We start from the raw sequence: 14,053 nt of genomic DNA on the forward strand, positions 1-14,053 counted from the left end.
CCATTGATGTTGAATGTGCCGGCCTCATCGCCGGCAAGCCGGCTCCTACAGTAGATCTTCGCCGTGCACATACCTTGAGTTCGCTGCAGATCCCTGTAGGAGCCGGCTTGCCGGCGATGGCGGCCTCATGGCCGCCGCAGGTCCCTTAATGCCGCGACGGCTCATCCACCGGTAAATGCAGCACTTCGCGCACCAGCATGGCAATGCTGGTCACGCCCATCTTTTCCTTGATCTTGGTCCGGTGCACATCAACGGTTTTCACGCTGATGTTCAGCTCCCGGGCGATGACCTTGCTGGCCTTGCCATCGATCACCAGCATCAACACCTCCCGTTCACGGCTGGTCAGCAGGGCGAGTTTGCCTTGCAGGTGCTGGCGTTGCTGCTGATCGGCCTGGGCATGCACGGCGGTCTTCAGCGCCGCTTGTATGCGGTCGATCATCTGCTGCGGGTTGTAGGGTTTCTCGACGAAATCCAGCGCACCGTTCTTCATCGCGGTCACCGACATCGGAATGTCGCCATGGGCGGACACGAAGATCGTCGGCAGGGTGCTGCCACGCTGGTTGAGGATTTCCTGCAGCTGAAAGCCGCTGGTTTCCGGCATGCGCACGTCCAGCACCAGGCACGCCGGTTGCTTGGGGTCGTACTGGCTCAGGAACTCTTCAGCGCCGGCAAAGCATTGCGCCTGGACGCTGACCGACTCCAGCAACCAGGCCAGCGAAGTGCGCAGGTCTTTGTCGTCATCAACGATATAAACAATCGGTTTGCGGGTTTCCATCAGGCGTTGCCACGAGAATTTCTAATTATTGTTTTCGCACGCGTGCACGCTGCGGCGGACGTCGGCACCTATGTTGGTGCATTCCAGCAGAATACCCACTGCGACGGGCCCTGACGATAAAGAAACCACCTAGTCGACTAGCGGAAAGCCTACCTCGGCATGGGGATCGTCAGAATGGTTGCGCGCCACGTCGGGCTTTAGTCTTGTTCCATCACCCACGGGCCGCGAACGCGCGGTCATCCTGAAGGAAGGGGCACCGACATGGCCAACCTGAGCCAGCAGCAAATCGACTTTCGCAACGCCATGGCGCAACTGCCGGCGGCGGTGAACATCATCACCACCAACGGCCCCGGCGGACGCTGCGGCATCACCGCCAGCGCCGTGTGCTCGGTGACGGATTCGCCACCGACCGTGCTGGTGTGCGTCAACCGCAACAGCGCCACCCACGATGTGTTCCGCACCAACGGCCGGCTATGCGTCAACGTGCTGTGCGGTGAACAGGAAGAACTGGCCCGACACTTCGCCGGCATGACCCAGGTGCCGATGGCCGAGCGGTTTGCCTGGGACTTGTGGGACGGCGGCGACACGGGCGTGCCGGTGCTGCGTGATGCACTGGTGCAGCTGGAAGGGCGGATCAGCGAGTGCAAGGAAGTCGGGTCGCATTCGGTGATGTTTGTGGAATTGTCGAAGGTAGGTGTGCGTGGGGAGGGCGATAGCCTGGTGTATTTCAACCGGTTGTTTCATCGGATTGAGCATGCTGTGGCGGCTTGCTGAAACACCGCGTTATCGTTCATCGCGGGCAAGCCCGCGATAGCGGTATGTCTTGTAAAAGACACGTTGAAAGAATGTATTAAATTAGGTGTTTTGATGATTTTTGTACCATTTATAGTTGCTGGGGAAATCGCTGGTTTATTGGGGTTACGGTCACTGCCGGGCTAAGAAAGTCAATGTGGTAGCCGGAAGATCCATCACCAATGGCTAAATGAACCCCGCTGATGCCTTCATTCATTTGTGAGTTGATTTTGTAATCTATGTTTTGAGCTATAGCCTCGTTTACGCCGATGGCGAACTCAGTCAGCTTGAGCCCCCGAGGGCCGGCCGCTAGATCCAAAAGCTTTATGTGATCCTCGTTTTTTATTTTTAGAGACGTCACGGTGTTGTCTTCAATTGATAAGAATGTATCTTCCTCCGAAATACGATCACTCAACCATTTGAGTGAGGTTTTCAAACCCTCAGGGAGTGTCAAGTTAGGCTTTCTCAGTACGGTCAGTATTCCTGCGACTTTTAACGTGCCGCTAAATGAAAATGGACATGGCTCTTGCGGGTTCATGTGAGCGTAATGGACTTCAAAGAACTCTGCCACGGACTGAACAAAATTGTGTGATACGTCTTCGGCGAGTAGTGCATAGGGTTGGGCGTGCGGGAAAACTGTGACGCGTGCATCGGCGTCGTTGCCAGTCAGAAAAAAAGATTCATTTGAATTCAGCATGTTTAACACAGACCGTTGTGTACATAAGGCATTTTCAAAATTGCTGCTCAGTAAAAGCTTCAGACTATAGAGCGCGCTGGCTACCGTTGGCTCGAACACTTGAGTCGCGCAGAAAACGCTCTTCTTGTTTTTCGTGTTTTTTGCCAGTTCAAAAGTCATTTTTGCGGCATCGTTACTAAACGAAAAGACAATACTGTTTTTTGGCAGGTTTGCCAGGTCTGAAATATTGGCCGTATTGAACCCTAAATGCTTGCATTCTCTGAGGAAGTCTTCTGAGTCTGCAATAATTGATGGTTTTTCGTGGCCGAAAAGTGTCGATATCATATTCGGTAGTGACATAAAACCCTCCTTGTTTTCCAATGCGCGGTAATAATGATTGCCGCGCATTGGTATCAGTTACTCTTCAGTATGAGCCCACGCCAACGGTGCCCATCCAAAGTTATCCGGTCCCGAAGTGATCCGGTTTAGGTTTTCCTTAACGATCTCGGTATTTTTCATTTGATCTTCCTTTTTCATTTTTTGGATTTTTTCTCCCGAAATTGCTTGGGAGAGAATTAATTAATACAGATTTTTTTGATGTATTAAATGGTTTGCTGGGTGTTTTTTAGAATAGTTTCGATGGTTTTTGTTCTTGGATGCTGCAGGCAGTTATTTATGTAGGATAGATCTGTAGTCTTGTTCTGAAAATTTTATGTTTTTCATATTTTGGTTGCGGCTGATGATCTTGTGTCGTTAGGTTTATTTATGGGTTTTATTTTTTTGCTCAATGTTCAAGTGCCGATTGAGGGTTTATATAGTGCATGCGTCAAAGAAATATCTGACAGACTTGTCAGTCCATCAGGCTCTATTATTGGTGGACCTGACCGAAACAAACGATCCAGACCACGCCGTCCGATTACTGCTGAAAGAGATCCTTCAGGGACTTACCGAAAAAGGCTGGCCTCAAGCACAGTTACTAACAGGGCCGCGCATTGTGTCCGCTGAAGAAAATTACGGTTTGTTGGGTTATGACCCGGAAGAAGTCACGCTTGGCAGTGAACACACCCGGTGGGTCGACGAGTATTCGCTGCTGCGAACGCAAACCACCAGCCAGATTCCGGCAGCACTTCTGCGTGCTGCTGATGCACGGCAAGCTGGCGAGACAATATTGCTGGCCGCACCAGGTATCACTTTTCGCCGCGATAGTCGGGATCGTTGGCACTGCGCAGAACCTCATCAAATGGATATCTGGGTGTTGGGTGATCCGCAGCTTTCGACGCATGAACATTTGTTGCGCCTGGTCAACGATATCCTGAAGTCTGCCGTTCCTGAAAAACCATGGGTCTACAGCGACAGTCCACACCACTACACCGAGGGTGGAATCGAAGTGAATGTGTTAAATGAAGGCGCTCCCGTCGAGGTGCTGGAGTGCGGTCGCATTGCGAAGTCTTTGCTAGATCGCTTGAAGATAGATCCGCTGCGCCATGGAGGGCTGGCGCTCGGAATGGGGCTGGATCGCCTGACCATGCTACGCAAGGGCATCCCGGATATTCGCTTGCTGCGTGATCAGAACGTACGAGTGCAGGTGCAGATGCATGATTTGCATCCATGGAGTCCTGTATCACGGTTACCTTCGATTGCTCGGGATATTTCGTTGGCCGTGGCGCCAGGGCTGAGCGAGGAAGTTTTGACCGAAAGAATGTTGCAGGCGGCCGGCGATTGCTCTGATTGGATCGAGGAGATGCAGATCAAGGGACGTTGGGCGTTCTCGGATTTACCCGTGCAGGCAATTGAGCGCTTGGGGCTGCTGCCGGGTCAGGAAAATGTGCTTCTGCGTGTGGTACTGCGTGATTGTTCGCGTTCAATCACAACCGCCGAGGCAAATGCCTTGTATGGAAACATCCAGGCAGCGTTGCATGAAGGAGTGCCGGGTGCGGGGTACAAGATGGATCTTGCAAAGAATTGAAGCCACCATTGTCGGGCTGTCCAGGCCATTACTGAGGAACCGCGTTATCGTTCATCGCGGGCAAGCCTCGCTCCTACAGGTGACCGGGGTGCCCGGACGGACGCGGTCACTGTAGGAGCAGCCGGGCGGCGTTCCGTTTGCTCGCGATAGCGGTAGATCAGGCACCGCTGCCTTCAGATGCGAAAACTCCCGACCAACTGATTCAGCCGCCCAGCCTCGCGTTCCAGCTCGGTACATGCCTGCAACGTCGATTGCAGGTTCTCCACTCCTTGCTGGTTCAGCGTGTTGATCTCGGTGATGTCCACGTTCAACGCCTCGACCACCGAGGTCTGCTCTTCAGTGGCTGCGGCGACCGATTGGTTGACGTTGTCGATCTCGCCAATGCGTTGCGTCACGCTGCCCAGCCGCGTGCCGGCGAGGTTGGCGATGCTGACGCTTTCCTCGCTGTGCTGCTGGCTCTCGGTCATGGTTGTCACCGACTCACGCGCACCGATTTGCAGTGCTTCAATCATCTGCTGAATCTCTGCCGCTGAGGTCTGTGTGCGTCCGGCCAGGCTGCGCACTTCGTCGGCGACCACGGCAAAGCCGCGGCCCGCTTCACCCGCCCGTGCCGCTTCGATGGCGGCGTTGAGGGCGAGGAGGTTGGTCTGCTGGGAGATGCCTTTGATCACTTCGAGGATTTGCCCGATGTTCACGGTTTTGCTGTTCAGCGCTTCGATGTTGACGCACGACGCGCTGATTTTGCCGGACAGTTCGTTCATCACCGCAATCGTGCGCTCGACCACCTGACGCCCGTCTTCGGCCTGTTGGCGCGCGGCAGAGGCTTGCTGCGAGGCATCGGAGGCGTTGTTCGCAATTTCCTGGGCGGCGGCGCCCAGTTCGTTGATCGCGGCGGCAACGCTGTTGGTGCGGGTCGATTGTTCATCGAAATTGCTCAGCGATGCGTTGGACGCCAGCAGCACACGCTTGGCGCCTTCGTTGACGCCGAGCGCCGCCGAAGACACCTCGCGAATGGAATGGTGGATACGTTCGACAAAGCGGTTGAACGCCGTCGCCAGTTGGCCGATTTCATCCCTTGATTGCACGGCCAGGCGTCGGGTCAGATCGCCTTCGCCCAGGGATATATCCTCCATGACTCGCGTCAGCAGTTGCAGCGGCCGGGTGATGCGATACGCCGCGTACCAGATCAACACCAGGCCAAGCAGCGCCGAGCCGCCGCCCAGCAACAGCTCAAGCGCGGTGCTTCGCACGGCTTGCGCATCGAGTTCCTGTTGCAGCGTGGTGACCGGGGCGAGCAGCACGTTCTGCGGCACACCGACCAGCACGCCCCACTGCGCCGCACCGGCAATCGGTGCCAGCGGCTCAAGCACTTTGATCTGCTGTTGATCGACGAACACTTTCGGCTGGCCCTGACGCAAGGTGTCCATCACCTCGGCGTTGTCCAGCGGTTGCCCGAGGCGACTGAGGTCCTGGCTGTTGGCGGAAATCACCCCGCGCGGGCTGACGATGCTGATCTGCCCGTTGCCGTCGAACAGTTGGAGCGCGCTGGCTTCGCTGTTCTGTTGCAGGGCGGCGAGGTTGATGTCGAGGCCGACCACGGCGATGACCTTGTCATGGTCCAGCAGCGGGAACGCGATGCTGGTCACCAGTTTGCGGCTGCCGGAGGCCTCGTCGAAATATGGCTCCAGAACGCAGGCTTTGCGGGTGTCACGGGCACAGGTGTAGAAGGCGTTGTAGGGCGCGCCGCTGGGGCCGGGCGAGGTGTTGGCGAGCAGCGCTTCGTCGCCGATCACCGCTTGCAGTTCGCCGGGTTTGCTTTGCACCCAATACAGCGAAAAGCGCCCGGTTTCGTTGCTGCCCATGGCCGCCTGATCGACGAAGCCGGCGTCGGCGCCGTCCAGGGCATCGGGTTCGAAAATGACATAAAGCCCGAGCAGGTCGGGCTTGTCGATCAGGGCCTGGTGTAGCTGGGTGCTCAGCTCCTGGCGCAGTTGTGGACGGGTAAGGTTGCCCTGATGTTGCAACTGCCTCAGGTAGAGCAGATAGCGCGACAACCCTTGGCCATATTCGTGCGTCTGCATGAAGGTGCGTTGCACCTGCATCGCTTGCACTTTGCCCAGCGCCTGCATGTGTTCCTTGGCGGCGTTGGCGAGCATTTCGCTGCTGGCCTCGGCCACTTGCTGGCTGCTCCGATGGGTTTGATACAGCGACAACCCCATCAGCAAACCCACCACCAGCAGCAGGCAGAGGCCGGCGAGCAGGGCGATCTTGCTCTGAATCGTCAGGAATTTTTTGTGCATTGGAAACTCCGTTTCCGTTGAAGGGCAATGCCGCGCAATTTTGTTGGAACCCGCGAAGCCCCGTGGGAGCGAGCCTGCTCGCGATGGCGGAGTGTCAGTCGACATTAGTGTTGCCTGATACACCGCCATCGCCGGCAAGCCGGTCTCACTCCCACAGGGGTTCGCCCGCTACCACAGGAATTGCGTCGGACAAAACTTAGAACGTGGTGGCGAAAATCACCTGGCTGTAGAGGTTCTTGTCGTTGCTGCCCAGCTGCGTGCCACCTTCGTCGGCGCTTTTGTCCGGCTGATAGAGGCCGATCAGCGGCATCACCGTCAGGTGCTCGTTGACGTGCCATTCGGCATACAGATCGACTTCGTGGCCATCGGTATTGCCGAGGTTGCGGTCGATGGTGTCGAAGTTGAAATACATCGCACCGACCGTCAGGTTCTCCAGCGGCGAGACGGTGAACTTGACTTGCTGGATACGCGAGTTGGTGTTGAACGGGCCGGCGTAGTTACCGGCGACTTCACCCTGGAACCAGGTGCCGAAGCCACGGCTGAAGCCATAGAACAGCGTGTCATAACCTTCCGAGAAACGGCTGTAGCGGTAGCTGGCATTTGGCGTCCAGGCCACGTCGGCGAAGGTCCAGCCGGCTTCCAGGTACCAGGCGTCTTCGGTGCTGGTGTGGGGTTTGTCCTGCTTGGCGTATTCGCCGGAGAGGAACAGGTTTTGCACCCCGGCATTGCCGGCTGCGCGCAGGCTGTAGGTTTTCATGCCGTCGCGTTCAAGCTGCGAAGGGGAGGCGAATTCTTCGTCGACATCGGTGGTGTCGATGTAGGTCAAACCGACTGTGCCTGCTTCGGCGACATGCTCAAGCGTGCCGACGTACATTTCGGTTTTCGCTTGTGCGCGGTTATCGGACTTCAACCACATCAGGTCGCCACGCCAGCCTTCCTTGCCTCCCAGGCGCAGCACGGCAGTCTCGTCAAAGGCTTTGCGCGCCGCCAGCCAGTACGCGCCTCCGCGGTTGAACTCACCGTCGGCCAGACCTTTGCCCAAGTTGAGCGCGTCGCCATTAATCAGGAAACCATCACCGACCACGATGTTCTGGCGACCGAAGGACAGGTCGACGCCGTCCTCGCCGAGCACGTCGAACAGCTTGCCTGAACGCCAGCCGAGGTAGGCGTCTTCGAATTTGGTGGTGCGTTCCGAACCGTCGCTGAAGCCTGCGGCATCGCCGTCGCCCCAGGTTCCGGAGCTGAGCAGGTTCGCCGCGCCATACGCGGTGCCGACACCGGCCAGGCCCTTGTCGAAGCTCAGGCCATATTTGATGTAGCCCTCGCGCCACGACGAAGAACCCGGGTCGAGGCGACCGGACAGCGCGTAGTTTTCCTGGCTGTGGAAGATGCCGAAGACCGCTTCCAGCGTGGCGTTCAGGTGACTGTCGTCATCGGCGTAGAGTTCGTACGCGCCGGCATGGCCGGCGCTGATCATCAGGGCAAGTGTAGAGAGACGCAGCAAGGGGGACTTGAGCATGTGTGGCATCCGTTCTTGTTCTTGAGCGCAGGTTTGCGGTCTTTTTCGATACTAAGGCGCGGAACTTTTCCGGCCTTTTGTGTGGTTGCCAAAGAGTTGGCTGTGCTTGCCAAAATGCCCGGTTTGGCAGCCTCGCCAATACGACTGGCACGCAGGGCAAAACCTGCGCATCACTGACCATCGACAATCCCTCTCAACCCTGTCGATGCACCGCTGCGTCGGCGCTCCCGTGTTGCCGCTCAATGGATGAGCGCGGATTTTCAAGGTCGTTTTCCTATGTTCACCTCGCTGCGATTGCCCCTCATCGGCCTGCTCTCACTCACCCTCGCGCACACCGCGCTGGCCGCTGACTGCGCGCCCGACCAAGGGCATGGCGCCCAGGTCTTCGCCAATGAATGCGCGGTCTGCCACTCGGTGACCAAGGGCATGACGGGAATGATGGGGCCGAACCTGGCGGGTGTGGTCGGGCGCAAATCCGGCTCGCTGGAAGGCTTCAACTATTCCCAGGCCATGCGCAGCAAAGACATCAACTGGCAGGCCGAGAACATCGCGCAACTCATCACCCAACCCCAGGCCTTCGTGCCGGGGACCTACATGCCCTACATGGGCCTGGCCTCCGCGGACGATCGCCAGGCGGTCGTGTGTTTCCTCAAAGAACAACAGTAATCAGCCCGTTATCCGGCTGAACAACACGTCTGAACCAAAGGTGATTTATGAGCAACGTTGAAATCCTGCCGCAGGTTGCTGCATTTCTTGACCGCCGCCACGGCTGCTTTATCGATGGCCAATGGGTGTTCGCCGAAGGGCCGCGCATTGCCGTGGTCAACCCGGCCACCGGAAAAACCCTGTGCGAAACCCTCGACGCGCCGCTGGACGTGGTCGAGCAAGCCGTGCAGTCGTCGCATAAAGCCTTCAAGTCCGGCGTATGGTCGGGCCTGCGCCCGGCGGACCGCGAACGCATCTTGCTGAACTTCACTGCGCTGGTAGAAGCGCATGCCGAAGAGCTGGCGCAGCTGGAAACCCTGAGCCAGGGCAAGTCGATCAACATGGCGCGCGCACTGGACCTGAACGCCACCGTGGAGTTCATGCGCTACATGTCCGGCTGGGCGACCAAGATCGAAGGGCAGACCTTTGACGTGTCGATTCCGCTGCCGCCGGGGGCGAAATTCACCGCGTTCACCAAGCGTGAGCCGGTGGGCGTGGTGGTCGGGATCGTGCCGTGGAACTTCCCGCTGCTGATCGCGGCGTGGAAGCTGATGCCGGCGCTGGCCACCGGTTGCACGGTGATCATCAAACCGGCGATGGAAACGCCGCTGACCGCCATGCGCCTGGCTGAACTGGCGCTGGAAGCGGGCATTCCGGCGGGCGTGTTCAACGTCGTCACCGGTGGCGGTGCCAATGTCGGCGGTGTGCTGACGGCGCATCCACTGGTGAGCAAAGTGTCCTTCACCGGTTCCACGGCGGTGGGCAAAAGCGTCGGTGTGGCGTGCATGGAAAACATGACGCGGTTCTCGCTGGAGCTGGGTGGCAAAAACCCGATGATCGTGTTGGCCGATGCCGACATCGAAAAAGCCGTCCAGGGCGCAATCCTCGGCGGTCTGCTGAACAACGGCCAGGTGTGTGCGGCAGCTTCGCGCTTCTACGTGCATCGCTCGATCCACGATCAATTCGTTGAAGCACTCGCCGCCGCCGTATCGGCGATGCCCATCGGCGCAGGCATGAACGGCGAAGCGGCGATCAACCCGCTGGTCTCGCGCAAGCAGCAGCAAAGCGTGCTCAAGCACATCGAGCTGGCGCGTCGCGAAGGCGCACGGGTGGTGTCCGGGGGCGAGTTGGTGGAAGGCGAGGGCTTCTATGTGCAGCCGACCATTCTGGCCGACATCGATCACAGCATGGCGGTGGCCCGCGAAGAGGTGTTCGGCCCAGTGCTGGGGGTGATGCCGTTTGACGATGAAGACGCTGTGATCGCCCTGGCCAACGACAACCGCTACGGCCTGGCCGCGAGCCTGTGGACCAATGACCTCGGCAAAGCGATGAACCTGGTGCCGCGCATCGAGGCCGGCACCGTGTGGGTCAACGCCCACGTGCTGCTCGACCCGGCCATGCCGTTTGGTGGCGTCAAGCAATCCGGCATGGGGCGCGAGTTCGGGCGTGCGGTGATCGAGGCCTACACCGAGCTGAAATCAGTGTGCATCGCCCACTGATTCACACTGTGGGTGCCGGCTTCGCCAGCTCGATACCGGCGTCACTCAGGCGCTTGAGGATTTCAAACAGCAGGTCGCTCTTGGTCACGCCGACGATTCTCGGGCTGCCGACATAGCCAGTGACCGTCAGCGTGATGCCCTCGGGGGTCAGTTTGCTGAAGCGCACCATCGGCGCCGGTTTGTCGAGAATGGTCTCGTGCTCGCGGTAGGTGTTGTAGAGCAGGTCTTTCACCTGTTCGGGGTCGATGTCCAGGGGGAAGGTCAGTTCGAGTGACGCCACCCCTTGGGCGCTGCCGCCCAGGGTTACGTTGCGCAGGTTTTGCGAGATCAGCTGCGAATTGGGCACGATGACGATCGAGCGGTCACTGAGCTGGATTTCGGTGGCCCGCACGTTGATCCGGCGGATGTCGCCCTCGACCCCGCTGATGCTGATCAGGTCGCCGACTTTCACCGGGCGCTCGGTCAGCAGGATCAGGCCTGAGACGAAATTCTTGACGATCTCCTGCAAGCCAAAACCAATCCCCACCGACAATGCGCTGACGATCCAGGCCAGGTTGGTCCACTGCACGCCCAACGATGACAGCGTCAGCAGAATGACCAACGCATAGCCGATGTTGGCAAACAGCGTGGTCAGCGAAGCGCGCATGCCAGGGTCCATCTCGGTTTTCGGCAGGAGCTCCTTGTCCAGCCAGCGGCCCAGCGTGCGAATCAGGTAGATGCCGATCAGCAAGGCCAGTGCGGCATTGAGCAAGTGCCCGGGGATGATGTTCAGTTTGCGCAGCCCGGCGCCGCCGAGAATGGAAAAGACGTTGGTGAGCAGTTGCCCGAGCGTCGTGCCGACCCCGCCGACGAACAGGGTGACCAGCGCCAGCAGCAAGAGTCCGGCCCGCCCGACCCCTGAAAGAACGATCGAGATCTGCTCCAGGCGCCGGTCTTCAATGCCGAGCAACTGCTTGAGCGCTTTGCCGCTGGGACTTTTGATTGAAAAAAAGTATTCGCAGGCATCTTTGAAGCACTGCATCAGCAAATAGAAACCGGAGAGGATGAGAAAGCCCCAGACCAGTTCATAGGTGACGAACCTGGCCAGGGACACGTAACCGGTCAGGAGGGATACCAGGCAGATCACCATCGCAAGACTGGCGAGGGTGTAAAGCACGCCCGCGAACGTCCTGCCGGCTTCATAGGCTTCGCCAGACGCCACGACGGCTCTGCGGACCTTGCCGGTGCGCCACAATAAATCCACCAGAACGCACGTAACAACCAGTGCGACGACCCCTCGACCGGCGATCACGATGCCGCTGCTCATGCCGGTTGCGTTGGTAATTTGGATCATCGTCACCAGAACCAGCAGCACGCCCGCCAGAACCCGCGGATAAGGCTTGAGTGACAGCGCCACCTGATCGGCAAGCGCCGGCAGCCGCCACGACGGGTGTTTCGTGGACAACAGGGCGCGGCTCAACGCGGTGATCAACACGCAGGTGTAGGCGACTTTTTCGAATTCCTGGGAAAACGTCGACAGTGTCGGCGTCAGCGGAGCCTGGCGTGTGAAGACATAAAACAGCAGTTGCAGGGACAGGCCGACCGTCAGCACCGTGGCCAATACGGAAGCCAGCGCCAGGGAACTGCGGCGCAGGCGTCCTTCTGGCATCCGGTGAATGCAAAGCCACGTCAGCCCTCGTTCTGCGAGACGACGGCCCAGCGTCCAGATAAGCAGGGCCAGCAGCAACAGTACGCTGGTGTAGAGGCGTTGGCCCGGTTGCCAGGCCAGTTTGACGACCTCACTTGCCTGACCGAGGAACGATGCGAAGCGCTGTCGATCATCCATCGAGGGGCTCAGGATCGGTGACCAGAACTCTGGGTTCAGGACGCTTCGGGTGCTCAGGGTCAGTTCGCTTTCCAGCATGTTGCGACGGATGCCGGCAATCTGGGTGATGAGGTCGGTGGCACTCGTTTTCAGGGTGGCCAGGGTTTTCAGGGTGGCGTCGACTTTGTTTTTTTGCTCGGTGAGCGCGACCCTTTGCGCGGTGATATCGGGCTGCTCGGCCGCGGCGTCATCGCGCGGGACAGGCCCCAGCACACCCAGTTGCGCGCGCAGTTGAGTCTGCAGGGGAAGCAGCGAGGTCGAGAGGCGATCGACATCCAGCATGAACATCTGGACGAGGTCCTGCGGGGCCTCCAGCTGGCTGTAGTTATCTACCAGCGAGATCTGTTGTTTGAGGGCGTCCAGCCGAAGTTGCAACGCCTGGAGGTCGCTTGGGGAAACGCTGGGGGGCGCGGCAACCGCCCTGGGCATTGAAATGTCCGCAGGGTCTGCCGCCAACAGCATTCCGGGGCCCGCCCCGAAAAGCGTGAAAGCGACGAAAATCATGGCTTTCAGTGCATGACGCATAGGAGTGCCTGACTCTGTTGTTAGTCATTCAGCCTATGAGGTTAGGTCATCAGTCAAACCTTCGAGCAATAGTTTGTTCGGCTGCCCCCGTTGAACGGGGGCAGGGTGGACGTATCAGACGCGTTCGAACAGCACGGCGATGCCCTGGCCGCCGCCGATGCACATGGTCGCCAGTGCATAACGGCCCTGGACGCGGTGCAGTTCGTGAATGGCCTTGGTCGCGATGATCGCGCCGGTGGCGCCCACTGGATGGCCCAGTGAGATGCCCGAACCGTTAGGGTTGACCTTCTCCGGGTCGAAGCCCAGTTCCTGCGCCACGGCACAGGCTTGCGCGGCGAAGGCCTCGTTCGACTCGATGACATCCAGGTCGGCGACGGTCAGGCCGGCACGCTTGAGTACCAGACGGGTGGCGGGAATCGGGCCGAGCCCCATCAGTTCCGGCTCGACACCGGCGTGGGCATAGCCGACCAGTCGTGCCATTGGTTTGAGGCCTTGGGCGCGCACCATTTCACCGGTGGCCATGATCAACGCACCGGCGCCGTCATTCAGGCCCGAGGCGTTGCCGGCGGTGACGCTACCGTCCTTTTTGAAGGCCGGTTTCATCTTGGCCAGTTGCTCGGCATTGACCTCGGCACGCACGTGTTCGTCGGTCGCAAAGGTCACGGTGCCTTTGCGCGATGCCACTTCGATTGGCACGATCTGACTGTTGAAGCGGCCTTCGGCGATTGCCCGCGCGGCGCGCTGCTGGCTGAGCATGGCCAGTTCATCCTGGGCCTGACGCGTGATGCCGTAGCGCTCGGCGATGTTTTCCGCGGTGATGCCCATGTGGAAACCGGCAAACGGGTCTTGCAGCACGCCGAGCATGTAGTCGATGGCCTGCATGTCGCCCATGCGTGCGCCCCAACGCGCTTGCGGCAGCAGATACGCGCCACGGCTCATGGACTCGACGCCACCGGCCAGCGCCGCACCCGCATCACCGAGCATCAGGCTTTGCGCGGCACTGACGATTGCCTGCAAACCGGAACCGCAGAGGCGGTTGACGTTGAAGGCGGGTGTCTCTTTCGGCAGGCCGGCATTCATCGCCACCGCCCGGGAGATGTAGGCGTCGCGGGCTTCGGTCGGGATCACATGGCCCATCACCGCATGGCCGATGTGTTCAGGCGCCAGCCCCGAGCGCTCGATGGCGGCGCGGCAGACGTCGGTGGCCAGTTGAATCGGTGGCACGTCCTTGAGCGAGCCGCCGAAGCTGCCGATGGCGGAACGGACGGCGCTGATAACGAAAATGTCGGATGGGTTCATGTGGGTTTCCCTGGTTCGTTCTTGTGCGCGTTTGGCGCTGTTATTGGGGGCAAGAGTCTAGGGGCGGTGGTTTGGTTGGGATAGGTCGAAAGTGCTCAAGGGGGGTGGTGTTTTTTGCCATTTGCGGTGGGTG

10 protein-coding genes and 1 pseudogene are annotated in these 14,053 nt (G+C 59.1%); 4 read left to right on the plus strand and 7 right to left on the minus strand.

The annotated features are described in order from the left end of the window. Positions 1-145: 145 nt before the first annotated feature. Positions 146-775 carry a response regulator transcription factor gene (locus tag KGB27_RS16500; RefSeq protein ID WP_008033885.1) on the minus strand — a complete coding sequence of 210 codons (630 nt, stop codon included), beginning with the start codon at positions 773-775 and terminating at the stop codon, positions 146-148. A 261-nt stretch (positions 776-1,036) separates the two neighbouring features. On the opposite strand from KGB27_RS16500, the gene hpaC reads away from it, so the two are divergent. Continuing rightward, entirely contained in the window at positions 1,037-1,549 is a 513-nt protein-coding gene (gene hpaC, locus KGB27_RS16505) for a 4-hydroxyphenylacetate 3-monooxygenase, reductase component (RefSeq protein WP_008033884.1), read from the plus strand. A 109-nt stretch (positions 1,550-1,658) separates the two neighbouring features. Here hpaC and KGB27_RS16510 read toward each other — a convergent pair whose 3' ends face one another. Next, the gene (locus tag KGB27_RS16510) at positions 1,659-2,603 is read right to left on the minus strand and encodes a hypothetical protein (protein WP_223555361.1); all 945 of its coding nucleotides are present in this window, start codon (positions 2,601-2,603) and stop codon (positions 1,659-1,661) included. 457 nt (positions 2,604-3,060) lie between these two features. Between KGB27_RS16510 and KGB27_RS16515 the strand changes: the two genes are divergently transcribed. Then, a complete protein-coding gene (locus tag KGB27_RS16515; protein ID WP_223555363.1) occupies positions 3,061-4,209 on the plus strand; it encodes a hypothetical protein in 1,149 nt (382 codons plus the stop codon). A 173-nt stretch (positions 4,210-4,382) separates the two neighbouring features. Here KGB27_RS16515 and KGB27_RS31590 read toward each other — a convergent pair whose 3' ends face one another. The 3 genes and pseudogenes from KGB27_RS31590 to KGB27_RS16525 all read right to left on the minus strand — a co-directional run bounded on the left by KGB27_RS31590 (position 4,383) and on the right by KGB27_RS16525 (position 8,028). Beyond that, the gene (locus tag KGB27_RS31590) at positions 4,383-5,213 is read right to left on the minus strand and encodes a methyl-accepting chemotaxis protein (RefSeq protein WP_411736706.1); all 831 of its coding nucleotides are present in this window, start codon (positions 5,211-5,213) and stop codon (positions 4,383-4,385) included. A 27-nt stretch (positions 5,214-5,240) separates the two neighbouring features. Next, a pseudogene (locus KGB27_RS31595) lies at positions 5,241-6,638 on the minus strand (HAMP domain-containing protein); the annotation flags it as partial. A 67-nt stretch (positions 6,639-6,705) separates the two neighbouring features. Further along, positions 6,706-8,028 (minus strand): hypothetical protein, encoded by a 1,323-nt coding sequence (locus tag KGB27_RS16525; protein WP_207285952.1) that lies wholly within the window; start codon positions 8,026-8,028, stop codon positions 6,706-6,708. 276 nt (positions 8,029-8,304) lie between these two features. On the opposite strand from KGB27_RS16525, the gene KGB27_RS16530 reads away from it, so the two are divergent. Both KGB27_RS16530 and KGB27_RS16535 read left to right on the plus strand, forming a co-directional pair. Next, the gene (locus tag KGB27_RS16530; RefSeq protein WP_008033873.1) at positions 8,305-8,694 is read left to right on the plus strand and encodes a c-type cytochrome; all 390 of its coding nucleotides are present in this window, start codon (positions 8,305-8,307) and stop codon (positions 8,692-8,694) included. A 47-nt stretch (positions 8,695-8,741) separates the two neighbouring features. Continuing rightward, on the plus strand, positions 8,742-10,232 hold the full coding sequence (locus KGB27_RS16535; RefSeq protein WP_192229066.1) for an aldehyde dehydrogenase family protein: 1,491 nt from the start codon (positions 8,742-8,744) through the stop codon (positions 10,230-10,232). Between the two features lies 1 nt (position 10,233). Here KGB27_RS16535 and KGB27_RS16540 read toward each other — a convergent pair whose 3' ends face one another. Continuing rightward, a complete protein-coding gene (locus KGB27_RS16540) occupies positions 10,234-12,621 on the minus strand; it encodes a DUF3772 domain-containing protein (protein ID WP_008043081.1) in 2,388 nt (795 codons plus the stop codon). Between the two features lie 114 nt (positions 12,622-12,735). After that, on the minus strand, positions 12,736-13,920 hold the full coding sequence (locus KGB27_RS16545; protein WP_008033866.1) for an acetyl-CoA C-acyltransferase family protein: 1,185 nt from the start codon (positions 13,918-13,920) through the stop codon (positions 12,736-12,738). Positions 13,921-14,053 lie beyond the last annotated feature (133 nt).

The sequence above is a fragment of the Pseudomonas sp. BF-R-01 genome (assembly GCF_019946615.1).
Taxonomy (GTDB): Bacteria; Pseudomonadota; Gammaproteobacteria; order Pseudomonadales; family Pseudomonadaceae; genus Aquipseudomonas; species Aquipseudomonas migulae.

Excerpts from the sequence above, each read along its gene's own strand:
- KGB27_RS16500 (WP_008033885.1), bottom strand. The coding sequence starts at position 775 with ATGGAAACCCGCAAACCGATTGTTTATATCGTTGATGACGACAAAGAC.
- KGB27_RS16510 (WP_223555361.1), bottom strand. The coding sequence starts at position 2,603 with ATGTCACTACCGAATATGATATCGACACTTTTCGGCCACGAAAAACCA.
- KGB27_RS16530 (WP_008033873.1), top strand. The coding sequence starts at position 8,305 with ATGTTCACCTCGCTGCGATTGCCCCTCATCGGCCTGCTCTCACTCACC.
- KGB27_RS16545 (WP_008033866.1), bottom strand. The coding sequence starts at position 13,920 with ATGAACCCATCCGACATTTTCGTTATCAGCGCCGTCCGTTCCGCCATC.
- hpaC (WP_008033884.1), top strand. The coding sequence starts at position 1,037 with ATGGCCAACCTGAGCCAGCAGCAAATCGACTTTCGCAACGCCATGGCG.
- KGB27_RS16535 (WP_192229066.1), top strand. The coding sequence starts at position 8,742 with ATGAGCAACGTTGAAATCCTGCCGCAGGTTGCTGCATTTCTTGACCGC.
- KGB27_RS16540 (WP_008043081.1), bottom strand. The coding sequence starts at position 12,621 with ATGCGTCATGCACTGAAAGCCATGATTTTCGTCGCTTTCACGCTTTTC.
- KGB27_RS16525 (WP_207285952.1), bottom strand. The coding sequence starts at position 8,028 with ATGCTCAAGTCCCCCTTGCTGCGTCTCTCTACACTTGCCCTGATGATC.